We start from the raw sequence: 25,306 nt of genomic DNA, 5'->3' as shown, positions 1-25,306 counted from the left end.
TGGGGCGGGATCACTTCCCGCCCTTCTTTTTGGAACCGTACGCAGTACTTACCGGCTCATTCCCTCGCGGGAACTCAAGGATGTCCGCACCGCCAAGAAGCGACATGGCGCGGCCAAAACTGTTTTCGAAACTCTCCTCCGACACCGCCTCGACCTTTGCCGCTGCAGAGCCTGTGAAGATCCGTGAAATCTTGGGTCTGATAGCCACGGGCGTGGCCGGTGCTTCCGGCTTGCCCTTGGAGTAGATCTCGGCGAGCTGCTGTGCCGAGAGCGCAGCATGGGCGTCCTTCTCGGCCTTCACCGCCTTCTGGTAGCCGGAGCGTGCCTTCTCGTGCAGGCGAGCGGCCTCCGCATCGTGGAAGCCGGTGTCGGCTATGCAGGGTGCCGAGCAGATCAGCTGATTGTTGAGGTCGTAGACCCTGAGATCCCGCGTCAGGTGCTCCGGATCGAACCGGATGATGACTGACTTCCCGGCATAGGCCGTAAGTTCCTTGGACCAGTAACGGTTGCCATAGATGTGGATCTCGCCATTGCCCTTGCGCGCTTTGATCCCCTCGGAGGCCAGAAGCCAGAGAGCGCGTTGTGCAGCGGTCGGCTGGCGCACGATCGTGTCGGGCGCTTCCATGGACTGGCTGAAGGTTTCGTCGAAGCTACGACCGTTACAGTTGCCGCCCTTGCGGCCAGGCCGTGCATTGTGCTCGGCCATGAGACTGTCGACATGCCGCCGGAAATCTTCAAGCGGGATGGCACGGCTCGCATAGTTCTCGGGCTTCGCATCCGGCTTGTTTCCGGTATATGCGCCGGCGCAAAACGGGTGGCGCGCGACGTCATCGGTGAGATCCTTGAAGGCGCGCTCGATCGGCTTGGACTGGCCGGAATAGGGCTTCGTGAACTGCAGCTCGACGCCGAGCGTGGTCAGAAGGCCTTGCGGATCCTCGTCCCGAACCTTGAATCGATAGCGGTTGGCGGCACCGCCCGTAATCCACTTCGAAGCAAAGGCCCGGCCGTTATCGAGCGTAATCCGCTCTGGGATGCCATAGCGCTCGATCATATCACCGATGACCAGGCGGGTGGTCTCCTTGTTCTCGCTGTCGGACAGACGCCAGGCGACGAACTTGCCCGAATAGAGATCCTGGAGCGCAATCAGATAGAGGCGCGTCACAGTCCCGTCGGGCATCTTCACGAAGACGTCGAACTTGTGGCCGTCCATGTTGACGGCTTCCATCGCATGCAGATGGTCGCGGGTACGGCGCTGAGCCGGGAAGAGCGTCTTCGCCTTGTCCTTGCCGGAGCGGGCAAGCACCTGGACGGCCTCAGGAACCTCGGAATCGAGGCGGCGGCGAAGAGCACGTTCCGATGGCAGCGGCGTCCAGCCATGCTGCTCGGCCGCTGCCTTCACCCGCCGATAGCAGGCCGAAAAGCTCGGTTTCTCCGGCCGCAGGAAATCAGACTTGATGCAGTCCCAGATCTGCGGGTGGCAATCAGCCCACCCTTTCACGCTGCCGTAAGAGGGTGCGAGCGCTGCCAGCCAGTCGGTGCGCGGATGAAGAACGACTGTCTCTTGCCAGTAGTAGACGGTGCGGACCGACACACCTTCCCGCTGGGCGATGATCGCGGCGGCAACCTGTGTCGACATTCCCTCGGCACACATCCGCATGAAGTCCTGAACGGCCTTCAAATGGGCTTCAGCGATGCCTTTATGCTTGGCAGGCAAGGCTTCGAAACGCGCCCACAGCTTTTCCCGAACCTCGGCAACAGCGTCCGTGTCGTCATTGGCCGGTGCGCCATGGATCGCGGCAATCTTCACCTGGGCTGCACCGGGCAGAAGACTGATGTGGTATTCGAAGCCGCCGCCGCGTCGGTCAAGCTTGCGGACTTTGCCTGGCTGGTAACGCCATCCCTCGCGAGCCGCCAGCTCGCTCAAAGCCGATTTGCCCCTCGGCAACTCCGGCAGTGCCGAAGCCGCAATCTCGGCAAGGGTGAACCATTCTTTCTTCACGCTGCGCCTCCCCGTTGACGCTCGATAAAACTGCGGATCGCAGCCTCGTTCTGCTCCAGCCACCGAAGGGTGGCGTGAGCGGCCTTGAGATGGTCCCGTAGCAAGTCGCGCTTCTGGTTGCTGCTGGCGACGATGGGGAATTCCCCTTCGGCGACACTGCGCACGGCTGCGATCTGGCTTTTGAGGGACACCTTCGACATCAGCGAGCGCGCTCCCGCACCTGCACCGGCACTGACTTGAGGGCTTTCAGCTTGGCGCGGATGTTCTCCTGCTCCTGCTGCCAGTAGGCGATCTCTGCCAGCTTGGTTTCTTCGCCATCGAGCACGGTCAGCCCGTCGTCACAGACCAGTTCATCCCAAAGCCAGACGGCGCCGGTTGCGTGAACGAATGCCTTGAAGCGCACGAGGCTGATGTCGTGGCTGACCTTGCTTTCGGCCGTGTAGGAATCGACCGCAGATTTCGTGACCTTCTGGCTGAGATACCGGGCCATGCGTGCAGCAATTTCGGTGCGGTCATACGGGCACTCGCGAACCGCCTTCGCCATGGCCCGCTTGATCCGGGAGCGAAACCGGTCGAGATCGATCGTCGTCACCTTCGTCCGGATCGGAAAGGTGGATTGCATGAAGAAGTCGAGCTGGTCGGGATTGCGGCTCATGGGGGTCACTCCGCAGCCTGGGTGGTCTCGTCTGAGAGACCGATGTGGGAAAGGAAGCTCGCTTTGACGCTCGCGTTCGAGCGCGACCAAAGGTCAACGAGCTTTTCGAAAAGGATTTCGTCGGCGCTTTTCTCGACAGGCCGCTTGTCGCTGATCAGCGTCAGCGCCTGTTTGATGTCGCCCAGGTCGCGATAGGCAATCGCTGCACGGCGCTGCATGGCCGGCTCCATCTTCGCGAGCTTCAGGAGCATGGTTGTCTGATCGGCAACCTGTGTATGCCGAAGCGCCGATCGAAGCTCTGGGTGGAGACGCCTTGCAATGTTGTCGAGGTTTTTGGCCGATCGGACCGACACACCCAAGCGATCAGCCACGTGCTCAGAAAAGCTCCCCTCGATCAAAGGGCAACCGTTGCCCTTTGATTTCTGATCACCGCCGCGCTTGATCTCGCCATGCTCATCTTCCCAAAGCGCGCGGTACTGCTGGACGAAGATGGCCCGGTCGATAATGGAGAGATCATTGCGGAAGAGGTTCTCAGCAATCTCAAGGAGCTGCGCCTGCCGGCCGTCGGCCTTGACCACGAAGGCATCGATCTCGGTTAGCCCCGCGATCTGGCAGCCGCGAAGGCGATGCCCTCCGGCAACCAGAGTGAACTTACCGCCCTTCTGGGCAGGTGTCGGGCGCACCTGGATGGGTGACTGCAAGCCGATCTCGCCGATTGACAACGCGATGGCCTGGGCGTGATCCTCGTCGATCTCGCGCAAACGATCGCCGATATGGATGTCGGAGATGGAAATGGATTTGAGTTCGGCCATCACGCTGCCTCTTCAATGCGGTGGATCAAAAGGATGTGTGCCCGCTCGGCCATGGCGCCGTAGCTTGCGGCAAACGGTCGGTCGGCCAGACGCTCGTCGATCGTGCGCAAGGCGCGGTTGATGGCTTCGCGGGAGCGTTGCTGCATCTCGACGACACGGCGCTTTGGCAGGTTGAACTGGCGCACCATCAGATGCAGCGCGATCTGCCGAGCGAGTGCGGCATCAAACCACTGGTGAGGTGGCGCGATGACGTCGCGAAGAGAGAGATGCGGGAAGTATTCTGAGACTGCCGCAAAGCAGGCCGCTTCCACATGGCCGAGATCGAGATCAAAGGCGTTCAAAGCATCACCCCCGCCACCGCGAGAGCAGCACCGAAAAGGGCGAGCGTCACAACCGTCGCGATCAAGACATCTGGACTTGCGTCCCGAGCCGGGAAAGCAGGGGCTAGAGGATTTCGCGTGTCGATTTTGGAAGGCCGTTTCGTCATTGTGAGACTCGGTCAAATGGAGTTTAGTTCAAGGCAACACGGACGGCCGGGAACGACGGCCGGGAGGAGTGGTTGAGCCCGCCTTCTGCCGCATCTGCGGACGTCAAAGGCCAGAGCGCTCCCGCCGTCCGTGCCATCAGGCAGCAGCCTTCTCGATTGCCGCCTGATACTCTGGGGAAAGGATCCTCCCCTTCTTGATCGGATACCGGTCCGGGAAGAGCTCCTTCTCCGGCACCTGAAGAAATTCGGCGATGGCCGCTTCCGCTTTGCGGTTGGGACGCGACCAGACGGCGCGAAAGTTGTTCGGGTTGATGCCCTTCAACTGCGCCAGGCCGCTGAGGGTCATGCCACGGCGGTGAAGTTCCGCCTTGATCGAGTGCTGATCCCAGGTCCGCTTGGGGTCGGTCATATTCATTCCTCGGCTTTCAGCGGCTTCGGCCGCTTTTTGTCGCTGGTTAAGACGCGAGTGCGTATCGCTGGGTTTGGTCGCCGATGCGTTACGCTGAGATTGAAAGTAGCCAAATCTGGTGACCTGTCAAGCGGGAAGTCACCATTTTTGGCCACCACGTGAGGTCGCATGTCCGGAATTGAAGAACGGATCAGGGAAGCAAGTGAACTGGTCGGCGGTCTGAAGGCCTTGGCGAAGGCCACGGACATCCCTCGGCGTACAATCGGAAACTGGCTGATTGGTACCCGTCCAAAGCCGGAGGGCTTGCAGAAGATTGCCGAGGTCACCGGCGTAAACCTGAACTGGCTCATCACCGGAGATGGTCCCAAGATCGCGAAGCCGGAGATGGTCGGCGTGCAAAATCTACTGGCGACCCAAGGGCTTCAGGAACAGAGACCAAACCCGGTCAGTTTGCCGGAAGTCGCCCATTTGCCGCTGTTCGACATCCGGGCATCGGCCGGCCCAGGTGGCTTCGCCTTCTCTGGCGACCCTCAAAGCGAACTGACGCTTGGTCTGGATTTGCTCGACAGCCTCGGACTGCGTCCGAACGGCCTGGCGATGCTTTGGGCTCGGGGCGACAGCATGTTCCCGACGATCCCTGACGGCTCGCTGCTGCTCGTCGATGTAAACGACACGACGCCTCGCAGCGGTCAGATCTACGTGGCCCAGCTCGACGACGATCTCTTCGTCAAGCGTCTACAGAACGACCCGGCAGGCGTCACTCTGATCTCGGATGCCGACGGGCCGCAATACCCGCCGATCAGGATCTCGCGGAACCATCTGAAGCGGCTCCACGTCCATGGCCGCGTTGTCTATGTTATGCGAGCGGTTTAAGAGAGAGACGGATACAACCGAGGTTTTGACAATGGAAAGTGACCAGCTCTGGTTCTGGTATGTTTACTCGATGGCGACGTTCGGACTGTTCGGCGCTGCGCTCGCGCGTCGCTGGAACCGCAACCCAATCGTCTGGGGAGTGTCGTCGGCACTGCTGACTTTGCCTGCCATCGCAGCCCTCTTCCTGCTTGGCAAAGGCAAGGCTCTCGCCGGTCGCGCGTGCCCGAATGCCTGGCGATATTGGGAGGCACTCAAGCTCGTAGACCCGGACGCGGCGAAGGCCGGCGAGGAAGCAAAGTCGCTCGACAAGGAGGATGCACTCGCCGAACTCATGTTTGAACTTCGCGACCCCCACCGCCTCACTTCCGCACTCGCAGCCGTCATGCATGGACCTCGTTCGGCCAAGCCAGGATGGACCAGTGCCCACGGCTAACTACGCCTGATAGCCGGAAACTTAGAAAGCCCCATCAAAGGGGCTTTTTTCTTTTCGTAACAATGGCTTGATCTAACTTTCCGGCAGACCGGAAACTTAAAATTGGAATTGCGCCGGTGTGCCAGGGCGAAAAGTGCGTACGCCCCGAGGCTCCGAACTCTTCAAAAGCCCGGTTTTGCGGGGTTTTGAAGCTCTCTTGAAATCGAGAGCCCCTTTTTTGAAACAGCCGGTGCAGAGATCTCGGATCGTACCGTTCGCATCATTTTTGCCGCAGGGGCTGCAAAACCTCGCGTCAAACCGATCGGCTGTTTTCGCCTCACCTGGTCGCGCCTATCGGCCTGTTTTCTCGGCGCTTTTCACCAGTTCCCGCCTTTTCCCAGTTATTCCCGGTTAACTGCAGAACTAGGTGTCAAACAACAAAGACGGATTTTCTTGGGGAGACATCCAAGGGGAACATTGGTTTGTTCAATCCGGCCTATCTCGTGAAGTCTCGATGCGGCATCTTCTATCTGCGTTGGCCCATACCAAAGCAGCTGCATCCACAGAAAAAAGCTTCGACACTCAAGCTATCTCTACAGACCCGTGACCCACGAAAAGCATTGCGCTTGTCCCGTTCTCTGAGCCACATAGGCGAACAATGGAATGAATACGGAATTGCGTGCGGAATGCGGTACGAGGAAATTAGAAACGCGTTGACCGAGCATTTCCGGCGTTTGCTGAATCAGGCGAAAAAAGAAATGGATGATACCGGCCCTCTGAACGAGATGGACCGGCAAGCCTACGAGACCAGCAAGCGCGTAGCGAAGCATGCAAAGAAAACCGATACTCCGCTCTCTCTCGTGAAATCTGACGACGAGTTGTTGGCCCGCTTCATCAATGAATACGACCTAGACATCCAACCGGGCAGCACACAGTACGGCTGGCTCGAACGGGAAATGAAGCTATCATTCCACGAGTTCGCCAAAGCGGTTCTTGCTTACAACAAGTCGCTGACGCGGTATGACCTTGGTGACGATCCACAGCAGACGTTCTCAGCGCCGACCCAAGCGGCGCAGACCTCTGGCATGACCGTAGCCGAAGTAGCGACCGCCTACAGCGCAGAACGCCAGAGAGGCAAAGCTTGGGCAGAGAAGACCGTTATCGAGAAGGCTGACCACATCAAACTCCTAGAGGAGATCTTAGGCGGCGATACGGATGTTCGTACGCTAACCGCCATGGATGCCAAGCGGGTCAAGGACACCCTGCTAGCTTATCCGCGCAATCGGTCCAAGAACCCGCTCACGCGAGGCAAGCCCCTCGCCGACGTTCTCAATATGCAGGGGGTCGAGGTTATCCAGGTTGCGACAATCAACAAGTACCTGCAAACCTACCACGAGCTCTTCGAGTGGGCGAAACAGAACCACCATGCCAGCGAGAATTTTTTCTCCGGTCTCGGAGTAAGGCAGACCAAGAAGAACAACGACGGGGAGCGTGGGGCATATACGAACTGACCTTGCCCCGCTGAACTAATCCATTTTGAAGTAAGCTCTGGCCTATTGAGAGGACCAGAGAATGAAGCGCAACCGTTTCACGGACGAACAGATTATAGGGATACTGAAGGAGCACGAGGCAGGCACGCCGGTCTCAGAGCTTTGCCGCAAGCACGGCGTGAGCGATGCCAGCATCTATAAATGGAAGGCCAAATTCGGCGGCATGGACGTGTCCGAAGCCAAGAGGTTGAAGACATTGGAGGACGAGAACGCGAAGCTGAAGCGGCTTCTGGCGGACGCGATGCTCGACAATGCAGCTTTGAAGGACCTGTTGGGAAAGAAGTGGTGACGCCCGCAGCAAGGCGGAAAGCTGTCGTGCATCTGATGGATCACCACCAGATGAGCGAACGGCGGGCGTGTAAAGCCAGCGGCTTTTGCCGAATGACGGTCCGTTACGAAACCAGGCGCAGCGACGATGATCGTCTTCGCGAGCGAATGAAAGCATTGGCGCATGAACGCCGCCGCTTTGGCTATAGACGCATCCACGTGCTGCTCAAACGCGAGGGGCACCATGTGAACCACAAGAAACTCTTCCGGCTGTATCGGGAGGAGAAGCTGACGGTGCGCAAGCGCGGCGGCCGCAAGCGAGCGATCGGCACACGTGCACCGATGCTGGTCCCGATGACGGCCAATGATCGCTGGTCGCTGGACTTTGTGTCGGATCAACTCACCGATGGCCGCAGGTTCCGGGTGCTGACGATTGTCGATGATTGCACCAGGGAATGCCTGGGTCTTGTCGCCGACACATCCCTTTCCGGTCTGCGCGTTGCTCGTGAACTGGACCGGATCATCAAGGAGCGCGGTAAGCCGAAGATGATTGTCAGCGACAATGGTAGCGAGTTCACCAGCAACGCGATCCTGCAATGGACGGACCAGGTCAAGGTGGAATGGCACTACATCGCGCCGGGTAAGCCGATCCAGAACGCCTTCATCGAAAGCTTCAATGGCCGACTGCGGGATGAACTCCTGAACGAGACGCTCTTCTCGTCATTGAACCATGCCCGATCGGCGCTCTCAAGCTGGCGTAGCGACTACAACGATCATCGACCACACTCAGCCCTCGGCTGGCTCACGCCAACCGAGTTTGCCCAGACCATCAACCCGCGACGTGATGCGGTGCTGCGCAGCCGGAATGGCTCCGCACCGCAACCCGCCGCTACCGCCCCGAATACAGCAACACAAAACCGCCGGAGCGAACTCAAAACTGGATAAAACTTGGGGGCAAGGTCACTATGAGCAAAGGAGATTAGACTGGTTATATGGGATGGATCGGCGGGGTCGGCCTAAGGGCCTCCCACCCGCCATTACTAGTGCAGATTAGGTAGATGCCGATTTAGAGCGACACGTTCCCGTCCGTCGCGCCGGTTTTGAGCCGCTTTGCCAACCGCGACAGCGTTGACGTAGACACGCCAGTAGCCTGAACAATGCTCGACCATGTCTGGCCGCTCCGTAGCATGCTCATCAATGCCGCATTCCGCTTCTCATCTTCTGGCCTACCCCTGTAGACCCCTCGGGCCTTAGCGTCATCAATGCCCTGCCGCTGCCTTCTGCGTCGGTCATCGTAGTCTTTGCGAGCAATGGCAGCTAGCATGTCCAACATCATACCATTGATGGCGTCCAACATACGCGTTGAGAACTCGTCACCACCAGCCTGGATAAGCTGGTGTGATGTCGGCAGGTCCAGGGCCACTACCCTTACTCGCTTCGCACTGATCTCGGACTTCAGCTGCTCCCAGTCACCTGTATTCAGGCGACTGAGCCGGTCAACTTGTTCGACAAGCAGGGCGTCACCCGGTTGGCAATCGGATAGCAGCCTAAAGAGCTCAGGACGTTTCAGGGATGCGCCGCTTTCATTCTCGACATACCACGCCGCGATCTTGAGCCCACGCTCGTCAGTGAAGCGTTGTAGGTCATTTCTGCTGCGGTTGGCATCCTGCTCCTTAGTCGACGCTCTGAGATAGGCACGGACAAACATAAGGCACCTCACTTCGTTTTGGATACCTTCGTTATTTTCACTTCGCTTTGAGTTGTCAAGACAGCTTATCGAAGCGTCACTTGTCGCACTGTAAAGCGATTCGCTTTGGGCATACCATTTCGAAGCATACTGAATACTCAGGTTGTCCGGTAGAGTGGCGTGTCCTCTAAACGGGTATCCATAAAGGTACGGCAACCCTTGCAGACACTTCCGCCCCCTCGCCTGTGGACGCTCGCTGAGGCATACCCCTTGCGGACACAGGCCTCCCCCCCCCCCTCGCCTATGTGGTTCGTGTTAATCCGAAGATGGCAGAGCAGAATTATCAAGGCCCAAGGTCGAGTACGAGGGCATGCCAGACCTTTAGGTGCCCATGGGGGCAATGGCTGTGGGAGGCAACATAGATACCCCCTCGCAAAAATTTTTCCATTTCGTGATTGAGAAGGTGGGCATCGAACACCTTTCATACCTATGCAGGCAGAAAAATTCCGGCGTTAACGGACAAATTCTCCACGTCGCGCTGAGTCAAAGCAGCGCTCTGAGATAAGTCGGATCGAAAATGTACGCCGCTCACGCCATTGGGGATGCCATCACGAATTGCGGGAATTGTGGCCAAGTCGAAGAACCGTAGCGATGCGCGTGCAAGGCGCTCGTCGAAACGAACGGTCATAGCCGTAGGCAGGCTCTCGCCGAGAGTTTGAGCTATCGTTTCTTGCACTCGTAGGATCAATTCGTTGTCACCGGCTAACGCGGTCTCGATGGTTCCGATCAGTTCGCGCACCGATTGCCCGCCGCCATTGCGCTCGATGAATAGTGAGGCAAGGAGACCTACAGTTGCGACAGGCGGCTGACATTGCTCTGCTGACAAATGATGGACACGCGAGCGGTCACTCGAAGCTTTTACGTCAAGGCGCACGTCGGCAGTAGAGAAATCGAATCTGTCAACGTCGGTCGTTCGCCATGCTGATGCAGCGGCACGTATGTTGCGACTAGCTGCAATCAAGAATAATTCCCCCAGTAGACCTGTCAGCGAGCGAGAAGCCGGTTGAGAGAGTTTTCGGAAGAGCTCGATGAGGCGCTGCACAGTCAGTACGATGTCATGCAGCGTTGGGTCAGATCCTAGTATGCGTAAAACGGTCTCGCAGATGTGCAGAAAATGCGCCTGGGTCTGAATATCATGGGATGTACACGAGATAACAGATAGCAATTCCTCACGCTCATCACCATCTAGAGGATGTATGCGATGAAGATTCCCGTAGCGAACCTCTATCATAGCCAGCCGTACCGGCACCTGAAACGCCCCTGGCTGGCTACCTAGCAAGAGGCAGGGATGGCCAAAACTATTTCGGCCCACATAGTGACGCTCATAGCCCGGTATCGAGCGCACCCGAAGCGACCGCTCGCTCGTGCTTTGCGGCAGCGGCTCAACCAAGGACAAAAGATCAAAAAGTGAAACCTCAGTCATCTTGTTCGGGCTGGTGCTGCGAAATCCACTGTAGTCTGAGCCTGCTCGGAACCCAGATTGCAACTACTGGCACATTTTCGATGACAGTAGCGCCGTCTCGCCGCAACTGTAGACTGTGCAGCTGGATCGTTATAGTGTTCTCATCCCGAAAAGCAGCATCACCAGGGTAGCTGTAGCCCCCAGCAGCTAGTCGGGTTGCCCCCTGGAAGAGTTCGTTGATCTTACCATTGGTATCGATCGCACGTGAACGAGCAAACTCTGGACTGATCTGGTAGACCGTGCACCGCTCGTCGCCGTTTACTTCCAAAGCGTGCGATAGCTGAAGAAGTAGTCCGATAAGATTGCGTGAATCTGCGGCCCCGGTAACTCGGAACGGTACGATTAGATCGCTAACCACTTGTGCCAACGAAAGGCCACGGCAAACTTTATGTCGCTGGGCGGGTTCTCGATCAGCAAGATCTGGATCAACAACTAGGTTGATCGACGCTATGTAATTGGAGATTGTATTTCGGTTGGCTACAAGAACCTCATCAGGTGCCTCTGCGATGCCAGGATAGAACCATTGATCAGAGTAGTTACCGCGCACATAATCGTAATCTAGAACGTTTCGGCGGCAAGCCTGCAGGGCCGGTGAAAGAACAAAGGCGCGCTTCCATTCCCGAAGAGGCGCACCGCTGCGTTGAAGTTCTTGGAGTTGATGCCGCATAAACTCCTCGTGCGTTACGTAATCGCTGAAGGAGTTTAGAGCTTCTTGTTCCAAGTAAACGCGGCAGAATCCCAGATAACGCTGCTTGTAACCGAAGAACCGGCCACGCTGCTGAACCGTATCGGCATTGTTGAGCCCCGGCCCGCGCGGCATGTAGGTTACAGTCAGCCCTTCCACGGTAAATCCACGGTCCATCGACTGTCCACCGACCAAGATCCAGCCATAGGACTGACTCCAATCGATTTCTGGCGTTTTGCCACTCCTCGCGTTTACTTGTTCGATCTTGGTGTTGCGGAATGCTCGGGGAAGTCTCCGTACGATATCCTCGAACGAAGCGAGTGAATCTACTGTAGATGCAAGTTCCGTATAGTCCTGCCTGAATTCCTCAATGAGGTCCTGCTTATCAGCATCGTCGTCGGGGAGTTCCAGCACGCGTTGCCACTCGTCGAACATGTTGCCGATCCACTGCCAGTATTCTGCGTGCGAATCTGTACGTTGAGATGGATGCACAAGCATGGAGCGTTGTAGATTTCTCGCACTTCTCCCCTCTATAAGGCCGGCGGCTACGCCTAGCAGAAACACTCGAAGAGCTTCACGCAGGGGCTGCGGCGGGTCTGCGAGCGGATTGTCGTCAGTTGAGATGTCGTCGGGTCCAATTACTCGTATAAGAGGCCTGTTGCCAAAAAAGAAACCCTGTCCACCGACATAACCCGTGCCGGGCTCCAGCACTTCGACGAAACTCGGCGATAGGGTGTCGATGATGTTGATAAGCAATGGCGCCTGGGGCGTCGCGGTATACTGCAGAAAAGTGTGGTGTGGAATCGCGTCACGTAGGTCCAGTAGTCGCTGGTATGTAGTGCTTTGGCGCTGCTGCCGAACGAGTGTATTTAGGCTAGCCTGATCCGCCTCGTCGTCGATAATCAGTGTCGGAACGCCCGTCAGGTTGAGATGCCCCAGCAAATTGACGAGCTTCCTCAGCCAAGTGTGTTGCTTCATTACTGTAATAAGGACAGTCGCTCGCTCGCTGGGCGCCACATCAGGGTCTGACCATTCACCTAGTGTCTGCTGAATATGCCGACGGTTGGTTTCGTTGTCCGCAAGGCCAGTAAAAAGCTTCCATTTTAAAAGACCTTCGATCCTATCGATCTGGAGGTCATTCCGTAGTCGGTCAGTAGACTGTTTCAGCAATAGCTTGGATGTACCCGCCACGACAATGACAAGTTGGAAACCATTGTCACGCGCTAGAGCCATAACGGTAGAGAACGACAATGTTTTGCCGCTCTGCACATAGCCTACGACCAGACCAGTTTCACTGCCCGACGCGACTTGTGGATCAACCGCCTTAGACAAAATGGACGCAGCAGAGCGTAAAACAGCGGTGCGGGCTTCCTCGCTTTCGTGGGAAAGCTTGCGTGCAACCAAATCTTGCGCTTCTTCCCCTATATGTGGATTCCAGTTCATACCCGGCTGCCGGGGTGGATCGAGGGGTGTAACGACTGCTGATCCGCTGGACATGTATCACACCTATGGAGTGGCCAGAGCTTCTCTCAAAAGCTCGTTCAAGTTGCGGCGAATGGTGCCCGCCATAGTCACGCCGACACCCCGTGCCAGCTTTTCGGAAAGCGCTAGTCCTGCCGCTACACGCAGCAAGGCTTCCAAGTCATCGGGGTCCGTTTGTGCAAAACTGACCATAAACGGATGAACTACTGACAGTCTCATTTCTAAGACCTGTACTCCATCCTCGCGTGAGATGTGGTCACTAGTTGCGAGCCAATCACCTTGCGCGGGGTCGCTAGTCAGTTCGATGCGCAGTAGCCATTTTTGGTCACGGAAGCTAATCGCTAGCTCGCGAGCCGCTAAGATAGAAGGTTCAGGTTCGAGTGGGGTGTCTGGCGTTTCGATTGCCTGCTCGTTGGCAACGGCGGGTAGCGCACCAGGCAAGGTTGCCTGCATGGCGTCAACAGCCCTGCTAATCGCTGTTTGCGCTGCCCTGGCTAGTTCGTTGCGTGCAGCTTGAACACGATAAAGGTCCGCCTGCCGAAGCATGGGTAAGTCGTCCCCGTCAAGCTTCTCGCGCAATAACTCAAGAAATGGCTGCTCGTTCTCATCCCAGCGGAAACCATCCTTCGTGTGGCTAACATCGAAACCTTCTAGGTGAAGCTCACCAAAGAGCCTGCGCCAACGGAAGTTACCGGGCTGACCGAAAATGAAAGGGGGTCGATATCCCTCGTCGCCACTTCCCTCGATGAGGCGGTTACGTCGAAACAATGCGAAACCGGAGCGATTGGTGTTCATCGGGTCCATTAGGCCAGCAAATCCAGTCACCGACAGACCGTTGCCGAAGTCAAATTCGACATTGCACATCCATTCCCGGATGCCGTCTTCCGGCTTGCGCGCATAAGGCGCGGACAACAGACGCGGGGGAGAATACTCTAACAACTCGCCGTTGAAGCGCAGCTCAAGAATTCCACCTCGAATGTAAACGCGATAAATGTCCGTGAGATGGTCTTTGATCTTACCAACAGTTCGCCCGGCGGGAATGTGATAAGGTTCATCAAGAACAAGCTCGGTGAAGTGGGCCTTTGGCTGTGCCGGGCTTTCCGCTATCTCCAGTTCTTCGAGCTGGTCCTGGACAATCTTCGCTACATCGAAGCGAACCATTCGTTCGGCAGATTCGTCGAGCGCCTTTGTCCGCACCGACCATCGTGGCGCGAACCAGCATGCAGCGCTTTTCATCCCCATGCCGAATTCTGATAGCCCGCTGCGATCAGGTGGAATTGCGGCTGGTCGAAACGCGCGAGGGAAGTCTTGCAAAGCGATACCGGCAGCATTGTCTCGTATGACGATACGCGATGGCGCGGCTGACTCGATCGAAATATCTACCTTGAGGCGAAAATCAGAGCCATGAAGTGTCTCAAGGCGATCTTTGTTTACAAGATAGCTCTGCACGGCGTTGTCCACGAACTCAGCCAACGCGAACCAAGTCTTATAGTTCAGGTGCCGCAAGATCGAGAGTACGCTTACACCAGGCCGAATAGGTACAGCGGTGATGGGTTCTTCGGGCCCGCCTTGTTCATGCAGCATAGCTGCTCTCAGCGCTTGAAGTCATTTCATATGCCGCTGCATTCCGGGTAGAGGGCGGCACCAGCAATGCGGTTGCAACTGCATGTATAACGTCAACGTTGACCGCATTTCCAAGTGCTTTATGCGCTGCGGTCTGGCTTTCGGGTAGGTAAGGTAGGGCTCCCATGCTTTGAAGCCGAGCACATTCTCGCATGGTCATGTATCGCCGTTCCCATGGGATTACCGGTACTTGGCTGGTAGTGAGGGCGACGAGCGAGGGTGCTGCAGTCGGACGTTTGGCGCGAATCCCTGATGCGCGGAATTGGATGACAGTCTGCCACAAATCCCTTGGCCCACCCTTCCAATTCCACTCAAGTTTCTGGAAGCTGGGGGAGAAATCCACGAGTTTGGGGAGCCATGGATCAATAACGGCCTTATGCCGCTTATAGAACTCCCTGTTCTGACGGATGAAAGTCTTCTTCCACTCGGGAAAACTAGCAATCTCATCAAGCGCATAAGCAGGTAGAGTTTTTTTCACCTCTTCGGAACTAAGACCGCGCAGCGGCCTCCCCAGCGCGCCCTTATAGGCGCCAATCGCCCCGAAGCCGATGTCATGCGGCGACCGATCGCGAAACGGGTAGGTCGCTCCGAATTCCATTGCCCATATGGGGAATGATGGGAGTTCTTCGTCTCGAGGTAGTGAATCTAAGAGCTGCTGCCAAGTTGCCAAGTATTCAATGAACTTCGGGCCTAGCGCCCGTGCATCGGGCGGCCGCTTATCGAGAACACTCTTAATCGTGACTTCTTCAAGCTTGTGGGTCGGCTTGGGCCACGCAAAGTGACCTAGACCTGCCCGCGCCCCAACGATGATGGCACGTTCGCGCACTTGTGGGACGCCGAACATATATGGCGACAACTTGTGCTTATCGACCACATATTCCAGCTCTTCCAGCCTTGCTTTGATCTTCTCCCAAGTCTTACCCTCGTTATGGCGCAGGAGATTCGGAACGTTTTCGATAAGCAGGTAGGATGGTTTATGCGTGTCTAGGATTCTCAGAACGTAGTCAAACAAGTCACCCCATTGCGGGCAATCAAAACCAAGCTGATCACCCGCCTTTGAAAACGGCTGACAAGGAAACCCTGCACACAGAACGTCGTGTGCAGGCACCTTAGAAAAGGCCTCACGTATATCGCCGTGTGGCCGGATGCCGAAATTCTTCTCATAGAGGCTGGCAAGCGCCGGATCGAGTTCAGAGGCAAAGACACACGTATGCCCGAGCCGTTCAAGTGCCTGATGGAAGCCGCCAAGGCCAGCAAAGAGATCGATAAATTTGAGGCCGCCCATTTGGTTACTCATCCAAAGGGAACGACAATTGCTTTGTAGCATGCCGCTCTAAGAGATTCTTTATTGCAACGTTTACAACGTATTGCAGCTTAAGAGGGGGGCGGTGGCCGTCAGCAATCGCACGAAGCGCGTCGTAGTCCTCAGCTTCGAGAGACACCGTAAAACGCTTCTGATGCTGAGTCGTGGCCATGCGCACCCCTTTGCACCAAGTTGCACCATATTTGATTCGGTGTCGATAGATCTGGTCAATGTTTATCAACCTATAGAAACTACCCCCATGAAAGCCTGAAGCCTATGGTCGTATCAGCATTCGCTGTAAAAAGCGCTCCGCTTCCCACAGGAAATTCGGGCGAAACGACAATGTAGAAATCGCATTGATGATTTGGGGATGAATAAGAAGTGAAGTTCAGAAAGCCATTGAAGATTACGCAACGAGTATCCTCGGTTACGAATAGCTTTGTCCAAGCGGTTATTCCTTGGGTCCCGCCCTCATCTAGCCAGCAGTCGGAGGCTCTGCGAGAGCTTGGTATGGACGATGGCATTGTATGTGCGTACTGCGGCGGGGTAGCTTCAGATTGGGATCATCTACGCCCACTTGTAAGGAACAAGAGGCCCACAGGATACATTTCTGACTACAAGAATTTGGTGCCGTCATGTGGCCGCTGCAACCAGTCTAAGGGTGCAAAAGAATGGCGCTCTTGGATCGTAGGCAGTGCCGCTGGCTCACCAGCATCCAGAAAAATTCCAGACCTAGACAAGCGTATTGCAGCGCTGGAGCGTTTCGAGACTTGGGGAGCAGTACAGCCGCTACCACTTGAAAAATTAGCAGATGCTACATTATGGGCGCAACATTGGGAAAACTTGCGCCGGCTAGAGGAGGCGCTTCAGGACGCCCAGAAGCATGCGGCGGTTCTACAGGCAGAAGTGCATAGGCGTTTTGGAGCAAACTCGTTGTCTCTCACCCCTGAGATAACCAGTTCTGACGGCAGCTAGGTCAACGCAACTAATACTCATTCTGATTGCATGTCCATTTGTTCCATGCAATGCAGAGACACAAAGGGGGGACATCGTGCCCCCCTAGCGATCCCTCAAGCCCTGGCTTTTAAGGCTTTTGAGCGATGGTGGGCGCTCCCTCCGGGCCCACCATTTCTGCCTAATTCTGCTTTTTCCAATCCTGATACTGCTCAAGGAAGGTTTCGTTGGTCGGGGGGTAAAGCCCGATGATAGGGGTGCCGGCCTTGACCTTTTCGAGAACAAATTCCTCGTAGCTCTCCATGCCAGAGCATTCCTCGGCAAGTTCGTCGGCAAGATGGGCTGGAATGACCATCACGCCGTCGCGGTCACCGACCAGCACGTCACCCGGAAACACCGCGACATCGCCACAGGAGATCGGCACGTTGATGTCGATGGCTTCATGCAGGGTGAGGTTTGTCGGTGCCGATGGCCGCGCATAGTAAGCCGGCATGTCGAGCGCACCGATCCCTTCGGCATCGCGAAAGCCACCATCGGAGACCACGCCGGCAGCGCCTCTTAGCGCCAGGCGGGTGATCAGGATGGAGCCGGCCGTTGCAGCGCGGCTGTCCTTGCGTGCATCCATCACCAGCACATGGCCCGCCGGGCAGGTTTCGACAGCAACCCGCTGCGGATGGTCGGGGTTGCGGAAGACGGTGATCGGATTGCGGTCCTCGCGGGCCGGAATATAGCGCAGGGTAAAGGCCTGGCCGACCATGGTCTCAGCCTTCGGCGTGACGGGAACCACGCCCTGGATGAACTGATTGCGCAGGCCGCGTTTGTAGAGGGCGGTCGCAATCGATGCGGTGGAGATCTTGGTGAATTTCGCCCGGACGTCGTCCGACAGAACATAGGTGGTCATCAGGGATCCTCGGTTAGTAAATGTCGGGCTCGCCGGCCGTGCGACCAAAGTCAGTCTGCAGGAAATCGAAGTCGCAGCCTTGATCGGCCTGGGTCACATGTTTGGAGAAGAGCCATCCCCAGCCGCGCTCATAACGCGGTTCCGGCGGTGTCCAGGCAGCCTTTCGGCGGGCAAGCTCCTCGTCGGACACAAGCATGTCGAGGCTCCGGTTTTCGATGTCGAGCCGGATCATGTCGCCGGTCTTCAGCAGCGCCAGGGGGCCGCCGATAAAGCTCTCCGGCGACACATGCAGCACGCAGGCGCCATAGGACGTCCCGGACATGCGGGCATCGGAGATCCTGAGCATATCCCGATGTCCCTGCTTGATCAGCGCCTTGGGGATGGGCAGCATGCCCCATTCCGGAAAGCCCGGACCACCAAGCGGACCTGCATTTCGCAAGACCAGCACGTGATCGGGCGTCACGTGCAGATTCTCATCATCGATGGCGGCCTTCAGCTCGGGATAGCTGTCATAGACCAAAGCGGGGCCCTCGTGGCGATAGTATCGCGGATCGCAGGCCGCCGGCTTGATCACGGCTCCGTTGGGGCACAGATTGCCCCGCAGCACGGCAAGCGAACCCTGATGATAGACCGGGTTGCTGAGCGGTCGGATGACGTCATCATTATAGACCTTCGCACCCTCAAGGTTGTCCCCGAGGCTCTTGCCCGTCACCGTGATCGCCGAACAATCAAGACGGTCTCTGAGCTGCGCCATGAGCGCTCTGAGCCCCCCGGCATAGTAGAAGTCCTCCATTAGATAGTCTTTGCCGGCGGGGCGGACATTGGCAATCAGCGGCGTGACACGGCCCAAAGCATCGAGATCGTCGAGGGTCAGGGAAATGCCGGCGCGTTTCGCAATCGCGATCAGATGCACGACGGCATTGGTCGAACAACCGGTGGCCATGGCCACGATGGCGGCATTGCGGCAGGCTGCCTCGGTGATAATGTCGGAGGGCCTCAAATCCTCCCACACCATATCGACAATGCGGCGCCCGGCCTCGGACGCCATGCGCTGATGATTGCTGTCGACCGCCGGGATTGAGGATGCGCCAGGCAGAGTGAGCCCCATGCTTTCAGCGATGGCGGTCATCGTGCTCGCCGTCCCCATCGTCATGCAGGTGCCGGGTGAGCGGGCGATGCCGCCCTGAATGCCGCGCCAATCTTCGTCTGTCAGATTGCCGGCCCGCCGCTCGTCCCAGTATTTCCAGGCATCCGAACCAGAGCCCAGGGTCTTGCCGGCAAAGTTTCCGCGAATCATCGGACCAGCCGGAATGTAGATGAAGGGCACACCGGCAGAGATGGCGCCCAAGACCAGGCCGGGCGTGGTCTTGTCGCAGCCGCCCATCAGGACGATGCCATCGAGTGGATGGCAACGGATCATTTCCTCCGTCTCGATCGCCAGCATGTTGCGAAACAGCATGGATGTCGGTTTCATGTTGCTTTCATCGACGGAAAGCGATGGCATCCGGACGGGGAAGCCACCCGCCTGGAGGACGCCGCGCTTCACATCGGCCACACGTTCAGGGAAGTGAGAGTGGCAGGTGTTCAGCTCCGACCAGGTGTCCATAATGCCGATGACCGGTCGCCCCATGAATTCGGACTCAGCATAACCAAGCTGCATCATGCGGGACCTGTGCCCCATGCTGCGAAGGTCATCCGGTGCGAACCAGCGTGCTGAGCGCAGGGTTTCCGGAGTTTTTCTTGTCATGCCGTTTCCGTCCCTCGTTCTTGTCGATACCGCCATGACCGCGCACACGACGGCGGGCGGATCGTCCGCGACCAGCGATCTGACGCCGCTTGGCCTCTTATTCTGATGCATCAGTGCATCAGCCTTCATCGTAATCTGGAATGTTTAGAAAACGCAATACGAGAAAATGGCGTATAACATTGTTTTGTAGAGTCTATTGACGCTGATGCATTAGAGCACTAGCGTGAGATGACGGCCGGAGGAGCCGAACACTGGAGGAGAACTATGCGACCCTTGCTCATGACTCTCGTTGCCGCCGCTGCCGGCCTGGCAACAGCTCTGCCGCTTCAGGCTGCTGATCACACGCTCAGCATCAACACGGCGCTGACCACCACCGACCCCCTCTACAAGGGACTGGAAAGCTTCCGCGATGCGATCGCGGCACGCAGCAATGGTGCACTTGAAATTAGACTGTTCCCCAACTCGCAGCTCGGGCCGGATGAAGACGTATTGGAGCAGGCCCGCGCCGGTGCGCCTGTTGCCGTGGTCGTCGATGGTGGACGATTGGCGGTGTTCCAGAAGGAGTTCGGCGTTCTCGGCGCCCCCTATCTCGCAGATGGCTATGACGGCATGCGAAAGGTTGTCACAAGCCCTCTGTTTGAAGAATGGGTCGCGGCCCTGCGTACCGCATCGGGCCATCAGATCCTGTCCTTCAACTGGTGGCAGGGCGAGCGGCATCTTTGGACGAAAAAGCCTGTCGCCGGTCCAGCAGACCTTTCCGGCGTTCGTCTTCGCACACCCGGTGCGCCTGTCTGGATGGAAACCGTGAAGGCCATGGGGGCGACCCCCACCCCGATGCCGTTTGCTGAAGTCTACTCGGCCCTACAGCAGAGTGTCATCGATGCTGCCGAAGCGCAGTTGCCGGCAGGCAAAGGTGCCAAGCTTGCCGAAGTCACCACCCACCTCACCAAGACCGGACACATCAACCTGATCACGGGACTGGTCACCAGTGCGACCTGGTTCGACAGCCTTCCGGCCGACCTCCAGGCGCTCCTTCGCGAAGAGGCTCTGAAGGCCGGCGACGTCGCCTCCTTCGGCACCCGTGATGTGCTCGCAAGCATCGAAGCAGAGCTGAAGGCCGGTGGCATGACCGTCGCCGAAATCGATGTAACGCCTTTCAAGGAGGCCACAGCTTCGGTTTACGATGCCCTGGGTTATGGCGAACTGCGTGATACCCTGCAGAAGATTGCTTCGGAATAACCTTGTGACGGGGGCGAAAGCCCCCGCTTTCCTTCTCCTTCAGGGAAAATCTCCATGTTGAAACGTTTGGCTATGCTGGAACTGGCAATAGCGTCCTTGCTGCTCTGTGCGATCGTGTTGCTGGTGCTGACTGCCGCCATCATGCGCTTTTTTGGTTATCCGCTCATCTGGTCGATGGACATGGCGCAATTGCTGTTCATCTGGCTGTGTTTCTTTGGTGCGGCGCGCGGCATGCGCGAACGGGCCCATCTCGGTATCGATATCCTCGTGCGTTGGCTCAACCCGACGACAAGGTTGCGTCTGGAATTTGCCGTTTCCCTGGTCATTCTGACATTCTTGCTGTTCCTCGCCATCGAAGGCTACCAGCTGACCCTCCTCAACACGCAACGGGTGTTTGGAGACAGCGGCCTGTCTTATGCCTTCGTGACCTCTGCAGTTCCTGTCGGCTGTCTGATGATCGCCATTGCTCTCGTGAGGAACATGGTCAGTGCCGCCAAACGCGGGACTAACGGCGCTGCCTTCATCTATTCGCGCGACGAGCATCGTCCGACCACTCCGGAGGCATGACATGGGCCTGATTTCAGTCATCTTTTTTACATTCATGCTGATTGGGATGCCGGTCGCATTCGCAATCGGGATTGCGGGCTTTGTCTTCTTTCTCAACGAATCGACCATGCCCATCTCGATTGCGGTTCAGAAGATTGCGACCATGAGCCAGAGCTTTCCTTTGCTGGCTGTGCCCTTCTTTGTGTTCGCCGGACATCTGATGAATGTCAGCGGCATCACTGACCGACTGTTCAAGTTTTCATTTGTCGCAGTGGGCTGGATGGCCGGTGGCCTTGCCCAGGTGTCGATCGTCCTCTCGACGGTCATGGGCGGAGTTTCCGGTTCGGCAGTCGCCGATGCTGCCATGGAGGCGCGTGTTCTTGGACCCACGATGATCGCGCAAGGCTATAGCAACGGCTTTTCTGCCGGCATCATCGCAGTAAGCTCCCTGATAACCGCGACGATCCCTCCGAGCATCGGGCTCATCCTCTATGGTTATGTCGGGAATGTTTCGATTGGTCGGCTGTTTCTTGCAGGCATTGTCCCAGGCCTTCTGATGATGGCCGCTCTCATGCTGACAACCTATGTGATCGCGAAGCGTCGTGACTATGTAGTTTCAGACAGCAAGCGGCCTACCTTCAAGGCTCTGATGATGGCCATGTGGGATGCCAAATGGGCGCTACTCTTTCCCGTCGCGCTCGTGTTTTCCATTCGTGGCGGGGTGTTCACACCGTCGGAAGTCGGCGCCTTTGCCGTCGCCTATGCCGTTTTTGTCGGTTATTTCGGTCACCGGGAACTCGATTTCGCCCGGCTGAAGGAAGCCGTGTCTCAGGCCGTTTCTGATATCGGCTTGATCATGATCATCATCCTCATGTCGGGCATGGTTGGTTTTGCGATCATCTATCTTCAGGTGCCTCAGGATGTTTCGACGTGGATGCTGGAGGGGATAGAAAGCCCGGCAGTCATCGTGGCGATGATCCTGTTTTTCCTGCTGGTCGCCGGCCTGTTCATCGAAAGCACGGTGCTCGTCCTCTTGCTGACGCCGATCTTCGTTCCGATCATCACGCAGATCGGTGTCGATCCGGTGCATTTCGGCATTCTGATGATGAGTATCGTCACCCTCGGGGGCATGACACCGCCAGTGGGCGTGGCCATGTTCGCCGTCTGCTCGCTCATGCATGTGAAGATAGACGAGTATCTGAGAGAGGCACTGCCATTCCTCGCAACGGTGATCGCCTTGGTCGTGGCTCTGCTTTTCCTGCCGGAAGTGGTGCTCTTCCTGCCTAATCTTGCCTTTGGCTAAGACATTGCGCCGCCGGCTTAATCCGGCGGCGCCGATACCAGGTGTCGATGATGAGGGGCTCTAGGATCGAGATTGGCAGTCGTTGTCGTCACAATACGGCTGGTCACGCAGCCCGGTCTGAAATATGGGAAATTGCTTGGATAAGCGAACGAACAGGTTCAGACAGTGAAGGGGAGTGCGTCCTTGAAGGTGAAGTCGCGCATGCGTGGCCTTGACCGCTGGCGTCAGGCGGGGCCACAGATTCTCGAAATCCTGCGCATGCGCATCCTCTCGCTCGCCATGCCTCCGGGCACGGTCATATCCAGGCAGGGCTTGCAGCAGGAATTCCATGTCAGCCAGACCCCGGTCAGGGACGCGCTGATACGGTTGGAGGAAGAGGGACTTGTCGAAGTCTTTCCTCAGTTTGCCACCGTCGTCGCCAAGATCGACATCAAACTGGCCACGGAAGCACATTTCCTGCGTCTGTCGGTCGAGCTCGAGGCCGTGCGCCGGCTGACCGCAACATCAGCTGTCGAGACGGCAGAGGCATTGCAATCAGCTCTCGCCGATCAGCAGAATGCCATGTCGCCCTCCGATTATGATCGCTTCGACGAACTGGACAAGGCGTTTCATCGCATCCTGTTCGAACGTGCCGGCATCATGGGCCTTCACGAAACGATCCGTCGCAAGAGCCTGCATCTGGATCGTCTCCGCATGCTCAACCTGCCTATGCCAGGCAAGCAGGATCAGGTACTTTCGGACCACCGCGCCATCGTCGAAGCAATCCGTTCGGGAGATGTGGAGGCGGCCACAGCCAGCCTTCGCCACCATCTCTCGGGCACGCTGTCCGTCATCGATACGATCAGCGACAAGTATCCCGATTACATCAAGTTGCCGGCCGACATATCCTAGCGGATGTGCGGCAGTGCGGTTTTCGCCGGTACTGCTAAGAGATGCTGGCCCGCAGGAGATGGCCAGATGGATGCTCTTCTCCAGGCGACGCCGTGCGGCGCGACGTGAGATAGAGGCTTCCATCGACGATCAAGAGCTTGGTGGGATGGCTGATCGGCACCGTGATCGGTGCCAGCATCTCTCCGCCTGGGGTAAATCTCAGTATCTGCGAGCCGCCGACACCGGCGATCCAGTATATTCCCTCTGCGTCGACAAAGGCACCGTCCGGCCTTCCCTCGACCGCATGCGTGGTCGCAAAGACACGCCGATTGCTGGGCGTGCCGGTGATGACGTCATAATCGGATACCCAGATCGTGCGCACGGACGGGTGGGAGTCGGAAAAATACATCCGCGCACGCACCGGGTCGAATGCAAGGCCATTGGGTGTCCACAGACCCTCGAAGAGACGTCGGTGGCTCAAGTCCCTTTCCACGCAAAAAATCGCCCCGGCCGGCTCTGTGATATCGCGATGCATGGTGCCGGCAAAAAACCGCCCGGCGGGATCGAGCGCACCATCATTGAAGCGCACATCCTGCCGTGTCTCCGGACTGCAAGCGAGATCAAACGTCCCGCTGTCCGGATCAAACAGAAACATGCCCGAGGCAAGACCTGCCAGCAGCTTGCCATCGGACCACATCCCAATGCAGCCGACGGCCTCCGGCGCCTTGAACGTCGTGGTTGCCCCGCTCGTCAGAGCCGTGCGCAAGATCTGGCAGCCTTCGGTATCGGCCCACCAGAGGCACATGCCGTTCGGATCAAAAACGGGGCTCTCGCCAAGATGACCCCATCTGTCTGAATATGGCGAAAAGGCACTGATCATGTTGAATGCTTGAGCCTCACCTTGGGGTCAGGGCAAGGTCCGCCTAAGGCTTCCGGGGATGACGTATAACACCGTGATGCCCTAGCGAAAGGCAATTGACAAGCGCAAAATGCACTAATGCATCTATAACGCCAAATTACTGAAAAATATGCATTTTAGTAACATATTTTTACTTATTGGGATTGAGCGCACTGCCTTGCATCGTGATTGCGATTGATCAACCGCACTTGTGCCGTTTGGAGAGCGAGCCAGGCCAACAGTGGACTGCGATGCCCCTCGCCTCAAACGTCAACTATATGCCGGCGGCAAGATAGCCGCCGTCGACATTGATGTCGGCACCGGAAACGAAGCGGGACTCGTCCGAGGCGAGGTAAAGCGCCGCACCGGCCAATTCCTCGACATTCCCGAACCGCGCATAGGGAGTACGCGCAAGCGCAGCCTGCTTACGCGCCTCAGGCATCCGTTCGCGGTTGAGATCGGTCATGAAGAAACCCGGCGAAATGGAGTTGCAACGCACCCCGTGGGGGGCCCATTCGGCGGCAAGGGATTTGGTGAGGCCGATAATCGCGTGCTTCGACATGGCGTAGACCGCCGCCAAGGGCCAACCACGATGGGCCGACAGCGAAGCAATGTTGATGATCGAACCAGATCCACGCGCGATCATGTCGCGGCCAAAGGCGATCGAGGCAAAAGTGACGCTCTCGATATTGGTACGCATCACCTCGGCAAACTCCTCGCGAGTGATCTCAAGTGTTGGCTTGATGACCGTGGTGCCCTGGCAATTCACGAGAATGTCGGGTGTGCCGAGTTTATCGGTCAGGCTCGCGACCATATCGTCCATTGCCACCGGTTCATTGACATCGGCGGCATGCAGGACCGTCTGTTCCGAAAGAGCGCTGGCGGCCTGATCGAGCTTGTTCTGGTTCCGCGCAACGATCGCAACCCGAGCGCCTTCGCGGTCCATGGCTTGGGCGAGCGCCAACCCGATGCCGCCGCTACCGCCGATGATAACAGCCGTTTTACCCTTCAACCTCATGACCCGATCCTCCGCGCAGAAAATGACCAATGCATACATCAAGCATTTTCTACAGGCCAGCCTC

At 57.3% G+C, this 25,306-nt stretch carries 24 protein-coding genes; 9 read left to right on the top strand and 15 right to left on the bottom strand.

Annotation, left to right across the window (positions count from 1 at the left end; translation table 11 throughout):
* Window positions 1–10: 10 nt before the first annotated feature.
* The 6 genes from AC1PUL_RS04810 to AC1PUL_RS04785 form a co-directional block, all read right to left on the bottom strand.
* On the bottom strand, window positions 11–1,999 hold the full coding sequence (locus AC1PUL_RS04810; protein WP_480466874.1) for a transposase domain-containing protein: 1,989 nt from the start codon (window positions 1,997–1,999) through the stop codon (window positions 11–13).
* Window positions 1,996–2,199 (bottom strand): hypothetical protein, encoded by a 204-nt coding sequence (locus tag AC1PUL_RS04805; RefSeq protein ID WP_480466873.1) that lies wholly within the window; start codon window positions 2,197–2,199, stop codon window positions 1,996–1,998. The genes AC1PUL_RS04810 and AC1PUL_RS04805 overlap by 4 nt, the downstream gene beginning before the upstream one ends.
* Window positions 2,199–2,654 carry a hypothetical protein gene (locus AC1PUL_RS04800; protein WP_480466872.1) on the bottom strand — a complete coding sequence of 152 codons (456 nt, stop codon included), beginning with the start codon at window positions 2,652–2,654 and terminating at the stop codon, window positions 2,199–2,201. The genes AC1PUL_RS04805 and AC1PUL_RS04800 overlap by 1 nt, the downstream gene beginning before the upstream one ends.
* 5 nt (window positions 2,655–2,659) lie before the next feature.
* Window positions 2,660–3,466, bottom strand: a complete 807-nt coding sequence (locus AC1PUL_RS04795) for a ParB/RepB/Spo0J family partition protein (protein ID WP_480466871.1) — start codon at window positions 3,464–3,466, stop codon at window positions 2,660–2,662.
* Entirely contained in the window at window positions 3,466–3,807 is a 342-nt protein-coding gene (locus AC1PUL_RS04790; protein WP_480466870.1) for a hypothetical protein, read from the bottom strand. Before AC1PUL_RS04790 ends, AC1PUL_RS04795 begins: the two co-directional genes overlap by 1 nt.
* A 282-nt stretch (window positions 3,808–4,089) precedes the next feature.
* Complete coding sequence (locus tag AC1PUL_RS04785) at window positions 4,090–4,362, bottom strand: helix-turn-helix domain-containing protein (RefSeq protein ID WP_444559155.1); 273 nt, start codon at window positions 4,360–4,362, stop codon at window positions 4,090–4,092.
* Between the two features lie 168 nt (window positions 4,363–4,530).
* On the opposite strand from AC1PUL_RS04785, the gene AC1PUL_RS04780 reads away from it, so the two are divergent.
* The 4 genes from AC1PUL_RS04780 (at window position 4,531) to AC1PUL_RS04765 (ending at window position 8,409) form a co-directional block, all read left to right on the top strand.
* Window positions 4,531–5,235, top strand: a complete 705-nt coding sequence (locus AC1PUL_RS04780) for an XRE family transcriptional regulator (protein WP_480466869.1) — start codon at window positions 4,531–4,533, stop codon at window positions 5,233–5,235.
* A gap of 31 nt (window positions 5,236–5,266) precedes the next feature.
* A complete protein-coding gene (locus AC1PUL_RS04775; protein ID WP_480466868.1) occupies window positions 5,267–5,668 on the top strand; it encodes a hypothetical protein in 402 nt (133 codons plus the stop codon).
* Between the two features lie 461 nt (window positions 5,669–6,129).
* Window positions 6,130–7,158 carry a DUF6538 domain-containing protein gene (locus tag AC1PUL_RS04770; RefSeq protein ID WP_480466867.1) on the top strand — a complete coding sequence of 343 codons (1,029 nt, stop codon included), beginning with the start codon at window positions 6,130–6,132 and terminating at the stop codon, window positions 7,156–7,158.
* Between the two features lie 61 nt (window positions 7,159–7,219).
* Window positions 7,220–8,409 (top strand): IS3 family transposase gene (locus AC1PUL_RS04765; RefSeq protein ID WP_480465857.1). Its coding sequence is split into 2 segments (ribosomal slippage): window positions 7,220–7,469 and window positions 7,469–8,409, totalling 1,191 coding nucleotides; the frame shifts between segments, so codons are not numbered across the junction.
* A gap of 121 nt (window positions 8,410–8,530) precedes the next feature.
* On the opposite strand, the gene AC1PUL_RS04760 is transcribed toward AC1PUL_RS04765, so the two are convergent.
* The 5 genes from AC1PUL_RS04760 to AC1PUL_RS04740 form a co-directional block, all read right to left on the bottom strand.
* Complete coding sequence (locus tag AC1PUL_RS04760; RefSeq protein WP_480466866.1) at window positions 8,531–9,172, bottom strand: recombinase family protein; 642 nt, start codon at window positions 9,170–9,172, stop codon at window positions 8,531–8,533.
* Between the two features lie 466 nt (window positions 9,173–9,638).
* Entirely contained in the window at window positions 9,639–10,634 is a 996-nt protein-coding gene (locus tag AC1PUL_RS04755; protein ID WP_480466865.1) for a PD-(D/E)XK motif protein, read from the bottom strand.
* Window positions 10,627–12,855, bottom strand: a complete 2,229-nt coding sequence (locus AC1PUL_RS04750) for a Z1 domain-containing protein (protein ID WP_480466864.1) — start codon at window positions 12,853–12,855, stop codon at window positions 10,627–10,629. The genes AC1PUL_RS04755 and AC1PUL_RS04750 overlap by 8 nt, the downstream gene beginning before the upstream one ends.
* Before the next feature lie 9 nt (window positions 12,856–12,864).
* Window positions 12,865–14,424: an ATP-binding protein gene (locus AC1PUL_RS04745; RefSeq protein ID WP_480466863.1), complete on the bottom strand. Its 1,560-nt coding sequence runs from the start codon at window positions 14,422–14,424 to the stop codon at window positions 12,865–12,867.
* Complete coding sequence (locus AC1PUL_RS04740; RefSeq protein ID WP_480466862.1) at window positions 14,414–15,748, bottom strand: DNA cytosine methyltransferase; 1,335 nt, start codon at window positions 15,746–15,748, stop codon at window positions 14,414–14,416. The genes AC1PUL_RS04745 and AC1PUL_RS04740 overlap by 11 nt, the downstream gene beginning before the upstream one ends.
* Window positions 15,749–16,276: 528 nt before the next feature.
* On the opposite strand from AC1PUL_RS04740, the gene AC1PUL_RS04735 reads away from it, so the two are divergent.
* A complete protein-coding gene (locus AC1PUL_RS04735; protein ID WP_480466861.1) occupies window positions 16,277–16,741 on the top strand; it encodes an HNH endonuclease in 465 nt (154 codons plus the stop codon).
* Window positions 16,742–16,901: 160 nt separating this feature from the next.
* On the opposite strand, the gene AC1PUL_RS04730 is transcribed toward AC1PUL_RS04735, so the two are convergent.
* Entirely contained in the window at window positions 16,902–17,621 is a 720-nt protein-coding gene (locus AC1PUL_RS04730) for a ribonuclease activity regulator RraA (protein ID WP_480466860.1), read from the bottom strand.
* Between the two features lie 13 nt (window positions 17,622–17,634).
* The gene (gene araD / locus AC1PUL_RS04725) at window positions 17,635–19,368 is read right to left on the bottom strand and encodes an L-arabinonate dehydratase (RefSeq protein WP_480466859.1); all 1,734 of its coding nucleotides are present in this window, start codon (window positions 19,366–19,368) and stop codon (window positions 17,635–17,637) included.
* 279 nt (window positions 19,369–19,647) lie between these two features.
* On the opposite strand from araD, the gene AC1PUL_RS04720 reads away from it, so the two are divergent.
* The 4 genes from AC1PUL_RS04720 (at window position 19,648) to AC1PUL_RS04705 (ending at window position 23,347) form a co-directional block, all read left to right on the top strand.
* Complete coding sequence (locus AC1PUL_RS04720) at window positions 19,648–20,607, top strand: C4-dicarboxylate TRAP transporter substrate-binding protein (RefSeq protein ID WP_480468489.1); 960 nt, start codon at window positions 19,648–19,650, stop codon at window positions 20,605–20,607.
* Window positions 20,608–20,679: 72 nt separating this feature from the next.
* Window positions 20,680–21,174 carry a TRAP transporter small permease gene (locus tag AC1PUL_RS04715; protein ID WP_480466858.1) on the top strand — a complete coding sequence of 165 codons (495 nt, stop codon included), beginning with the start codon at window positions 20,680–20,682 and terminating at the stop codon, window positions 21,172–21,174.
* 1 nt (window position 21,175) lies between these two features.
* Entirely contained in the window at window positions 21,176–22,456 is a 1,281-nt protein-coding gene (locus AC1PUL_RS04710; RefSeq protein ID WP_480466857.1) for a TRAP transporter large permease, read from the top strand.
* Window positions 22,457–22,657: 201 nt separating this feature from the next.
* A complete protein-coding gene (locus AC1PUL_RS04705; protein WP_480468487.1) occupies window positions 22,658–23,347 on the top strand; it encodes a GntR family transcriptional regulator in 690 nt (229 codons plus the stop codon).
* A 34-nt stretch (window positions 23,348–23,381) separates the two neighbouring features.
* Here AC1PUL_RS04705 and AC1PUL_RS04700 read toward each other — a convergent pair whose 3' ends face one another.
* Both AC1PUL_RS04700 and AC1PUL_RS04695 read right to left on the bottom strand, forming a co-directional pair.
* Window positions 23,382–24,206 (bottom strand): SMP-30/gluconolactonase/LRE family protein, encoded by an 825-nt coding sequence (locus tag AC1PUL_RS04700; protein ID WP_480466856.1) that lies wholly within the window; start codon window positions 24,204–24,206, stop codon window positions 23,382–23,384.
* Between the two features lie 292 nt (window positions 24,207–24,498).
* Entirely contained in the window at window positions 24,499–25,242 is a 744-nt protein-coding gene (locus tag AC1PUL_RS04695) for an SDR family NAD(P)-dependent oxidoreductase (RefSeq protein ID WP_480466855.1), read from the bottom strand.
* Between the last annotated feature and the right edge of the window lie 64 nt (window positions 25,243–25,306).

The sequence above is a fragment of the Rhizobium sp. P43 genome (assembly GCF_056730705.1).
Note: the sequence above shows the minus strand (reverse complement) of the source record. Positions and strands in the feature narration are given on the sequence as shown.

What these genes read in the sequence shown, in the direction of transcription:
- AC1PUL_RS04745 (WP_480466863.1), bottom strand. Translation starts at nt 14,424, where the DNA reads ATGCTGCATGAACAAGGCGGGCCCGAAGAACCCATCACCGCTGTACCT.
- AC1PUL_RS04695 (WP_480466855.1), bottom strand. Translation starts at nt 25,242, where the DNA reads ATGAGGTTGAAGGGTAAAACGGCTGTTATCATCGGCGGTAGCGGCGGC.
- AC1PUL_RS04740 (WP_480466862.1), bottom strand. Translation starts at nt 15,748, where the DNA reads ATGGGCGGCCTCAAATTTATCGATCTCTTTGCTGGCCTTGGCGGCTTC.
- AC1PUL_RS04780 (WP_480466869.1), top strand. Translation starts at nt 4,531, where the DNA reads ATGTCCGGAATTGAAGAACGGATCAGGGAAGCAAGTGAACTGGTCGGC.
- araD (WP_480466859.1), bottom strand. Translation starts at nt 19,368, where the DNA reads ATGACAAGAAAAACTCCGGAAACCCTGCGCTCAGCACGCTGGTTCGCA.
- AC1PUL_RS04720 (WP_480468489.1), top strand. Translation starts at nt 19,648, where the DNA reads ATGACTCTCGTTGCCGCCGCTGCCGGCCTGGCAACAGCTCTGCCGCTT.
- AC1PUL_RS04705 (WP_480468487.1), top strand. Translation starts at nt 22,658, where the DNA reads ATGCGTGGCCTTGACCGCTGGCGTCAGGCGGGGCCACAGATTCTCGAA.
- AC1PUL_RS04735 (WP_480466861.1), top strand. Translation starts at nt 16,277, where the DNA reads ATGGACGATGGCATTGTATGTGCGTACTGCGGCGGGGTAGCTTCAGAT.
- AC1PUL_RS04750 (WP_480466864.1), bottom strand. Translation starts at nt 12,855, where the DNA reads ATGTCCAGCGGATCAGCAGTCGTTACACCCCTCGATCCACCCCGGCAG.
- AC1PUL_RS04775 (WP_480466868.1), top strand. Translation starts at nt 5,267, where the DNA reads ATGGAAAGTGACCAGCTCTGGTTCTGGTATGTTTACTCGATGGCGACG.
- AC1PUL_RS04805 (WP_480466873.1), bottom strand. Translation starts at nt 2,199, where the DNA reads ATGTCGAAGGTGTCCCTCAAAAGCCAGATCGCAGCCGTGCGCAGTGTC.
- AC1PUL_RS04800 (WP_480466872.1), bottom strand. Translation starts at nt 2,654, where the DNA reads ATGAGCCGCAATCCCGACCAGCTCGACTTCTTCATGCAATCCACCTTT.
- AC1PUL_RS04710 (WP_480466857.1), top strand. Translation starts at nt 21,176, where the DNA reads ATGGGCCTGATTTCAGTCATCTTTTTTACATTCATGCTGATTGGGATG.
- AC1PUL_RS04755 (WP_480466865.1), bottom strand. Translation starts at nt 10,634, where the DNA reads ATGACTGAGGTTTCACTTTTTGATCTTTTGTCCTTGGTTGAGCCGCTG.
- AC1PUL_RS04700 (WP_480466856.1), bottom strand. Translation starts at nt 24,206, where the DNA reads ATGATCAGTGCCTTTTCGCCATATTCAGACAGATGGGGTCATCTTGGC.
- AC1PUL_RS04785 (WP_444559155.1), bottom strand. Translation starts at nt 4,362, where the DNA reads ATGACCGACCCCAAGCGGACCTGGGATCAGCACTCGATCAAGGCGGAA.
- AC1PUL_RS04730 (WP_480466860.1), bottom strand. Translation starts at nt 17,621, where the DNA reads ATGACCACCTATGTTCTGTCGGACGACGTCCGGGCGAAATTCACCAAG.
- AC1PUL_RS04760 (WP_480466866.1), bottom strand. Translation starts at nt 9,172, where the DNA reads ATGTTTGTCCGTGCCTATCTCAGAGCGTCGACTAAGGAGCAGGATGCC.
- AC1PUL_RS04715 (WP_480466858.1), top strand. Translation starts at nt 20,680, where the DNA reads ATGCTGGAACTGGCAATAGCGTCCTTGCTGCTCTGTGCGATCGTGTTG.
- AC1PUL_RS04795 (WP_480466871.1), bottom strand. Translation starts at nt 3,466, where the DNA reads ATGGCCGAACTCAAATCCATTTCCATCTCCGACATCCATATCGGCGAT.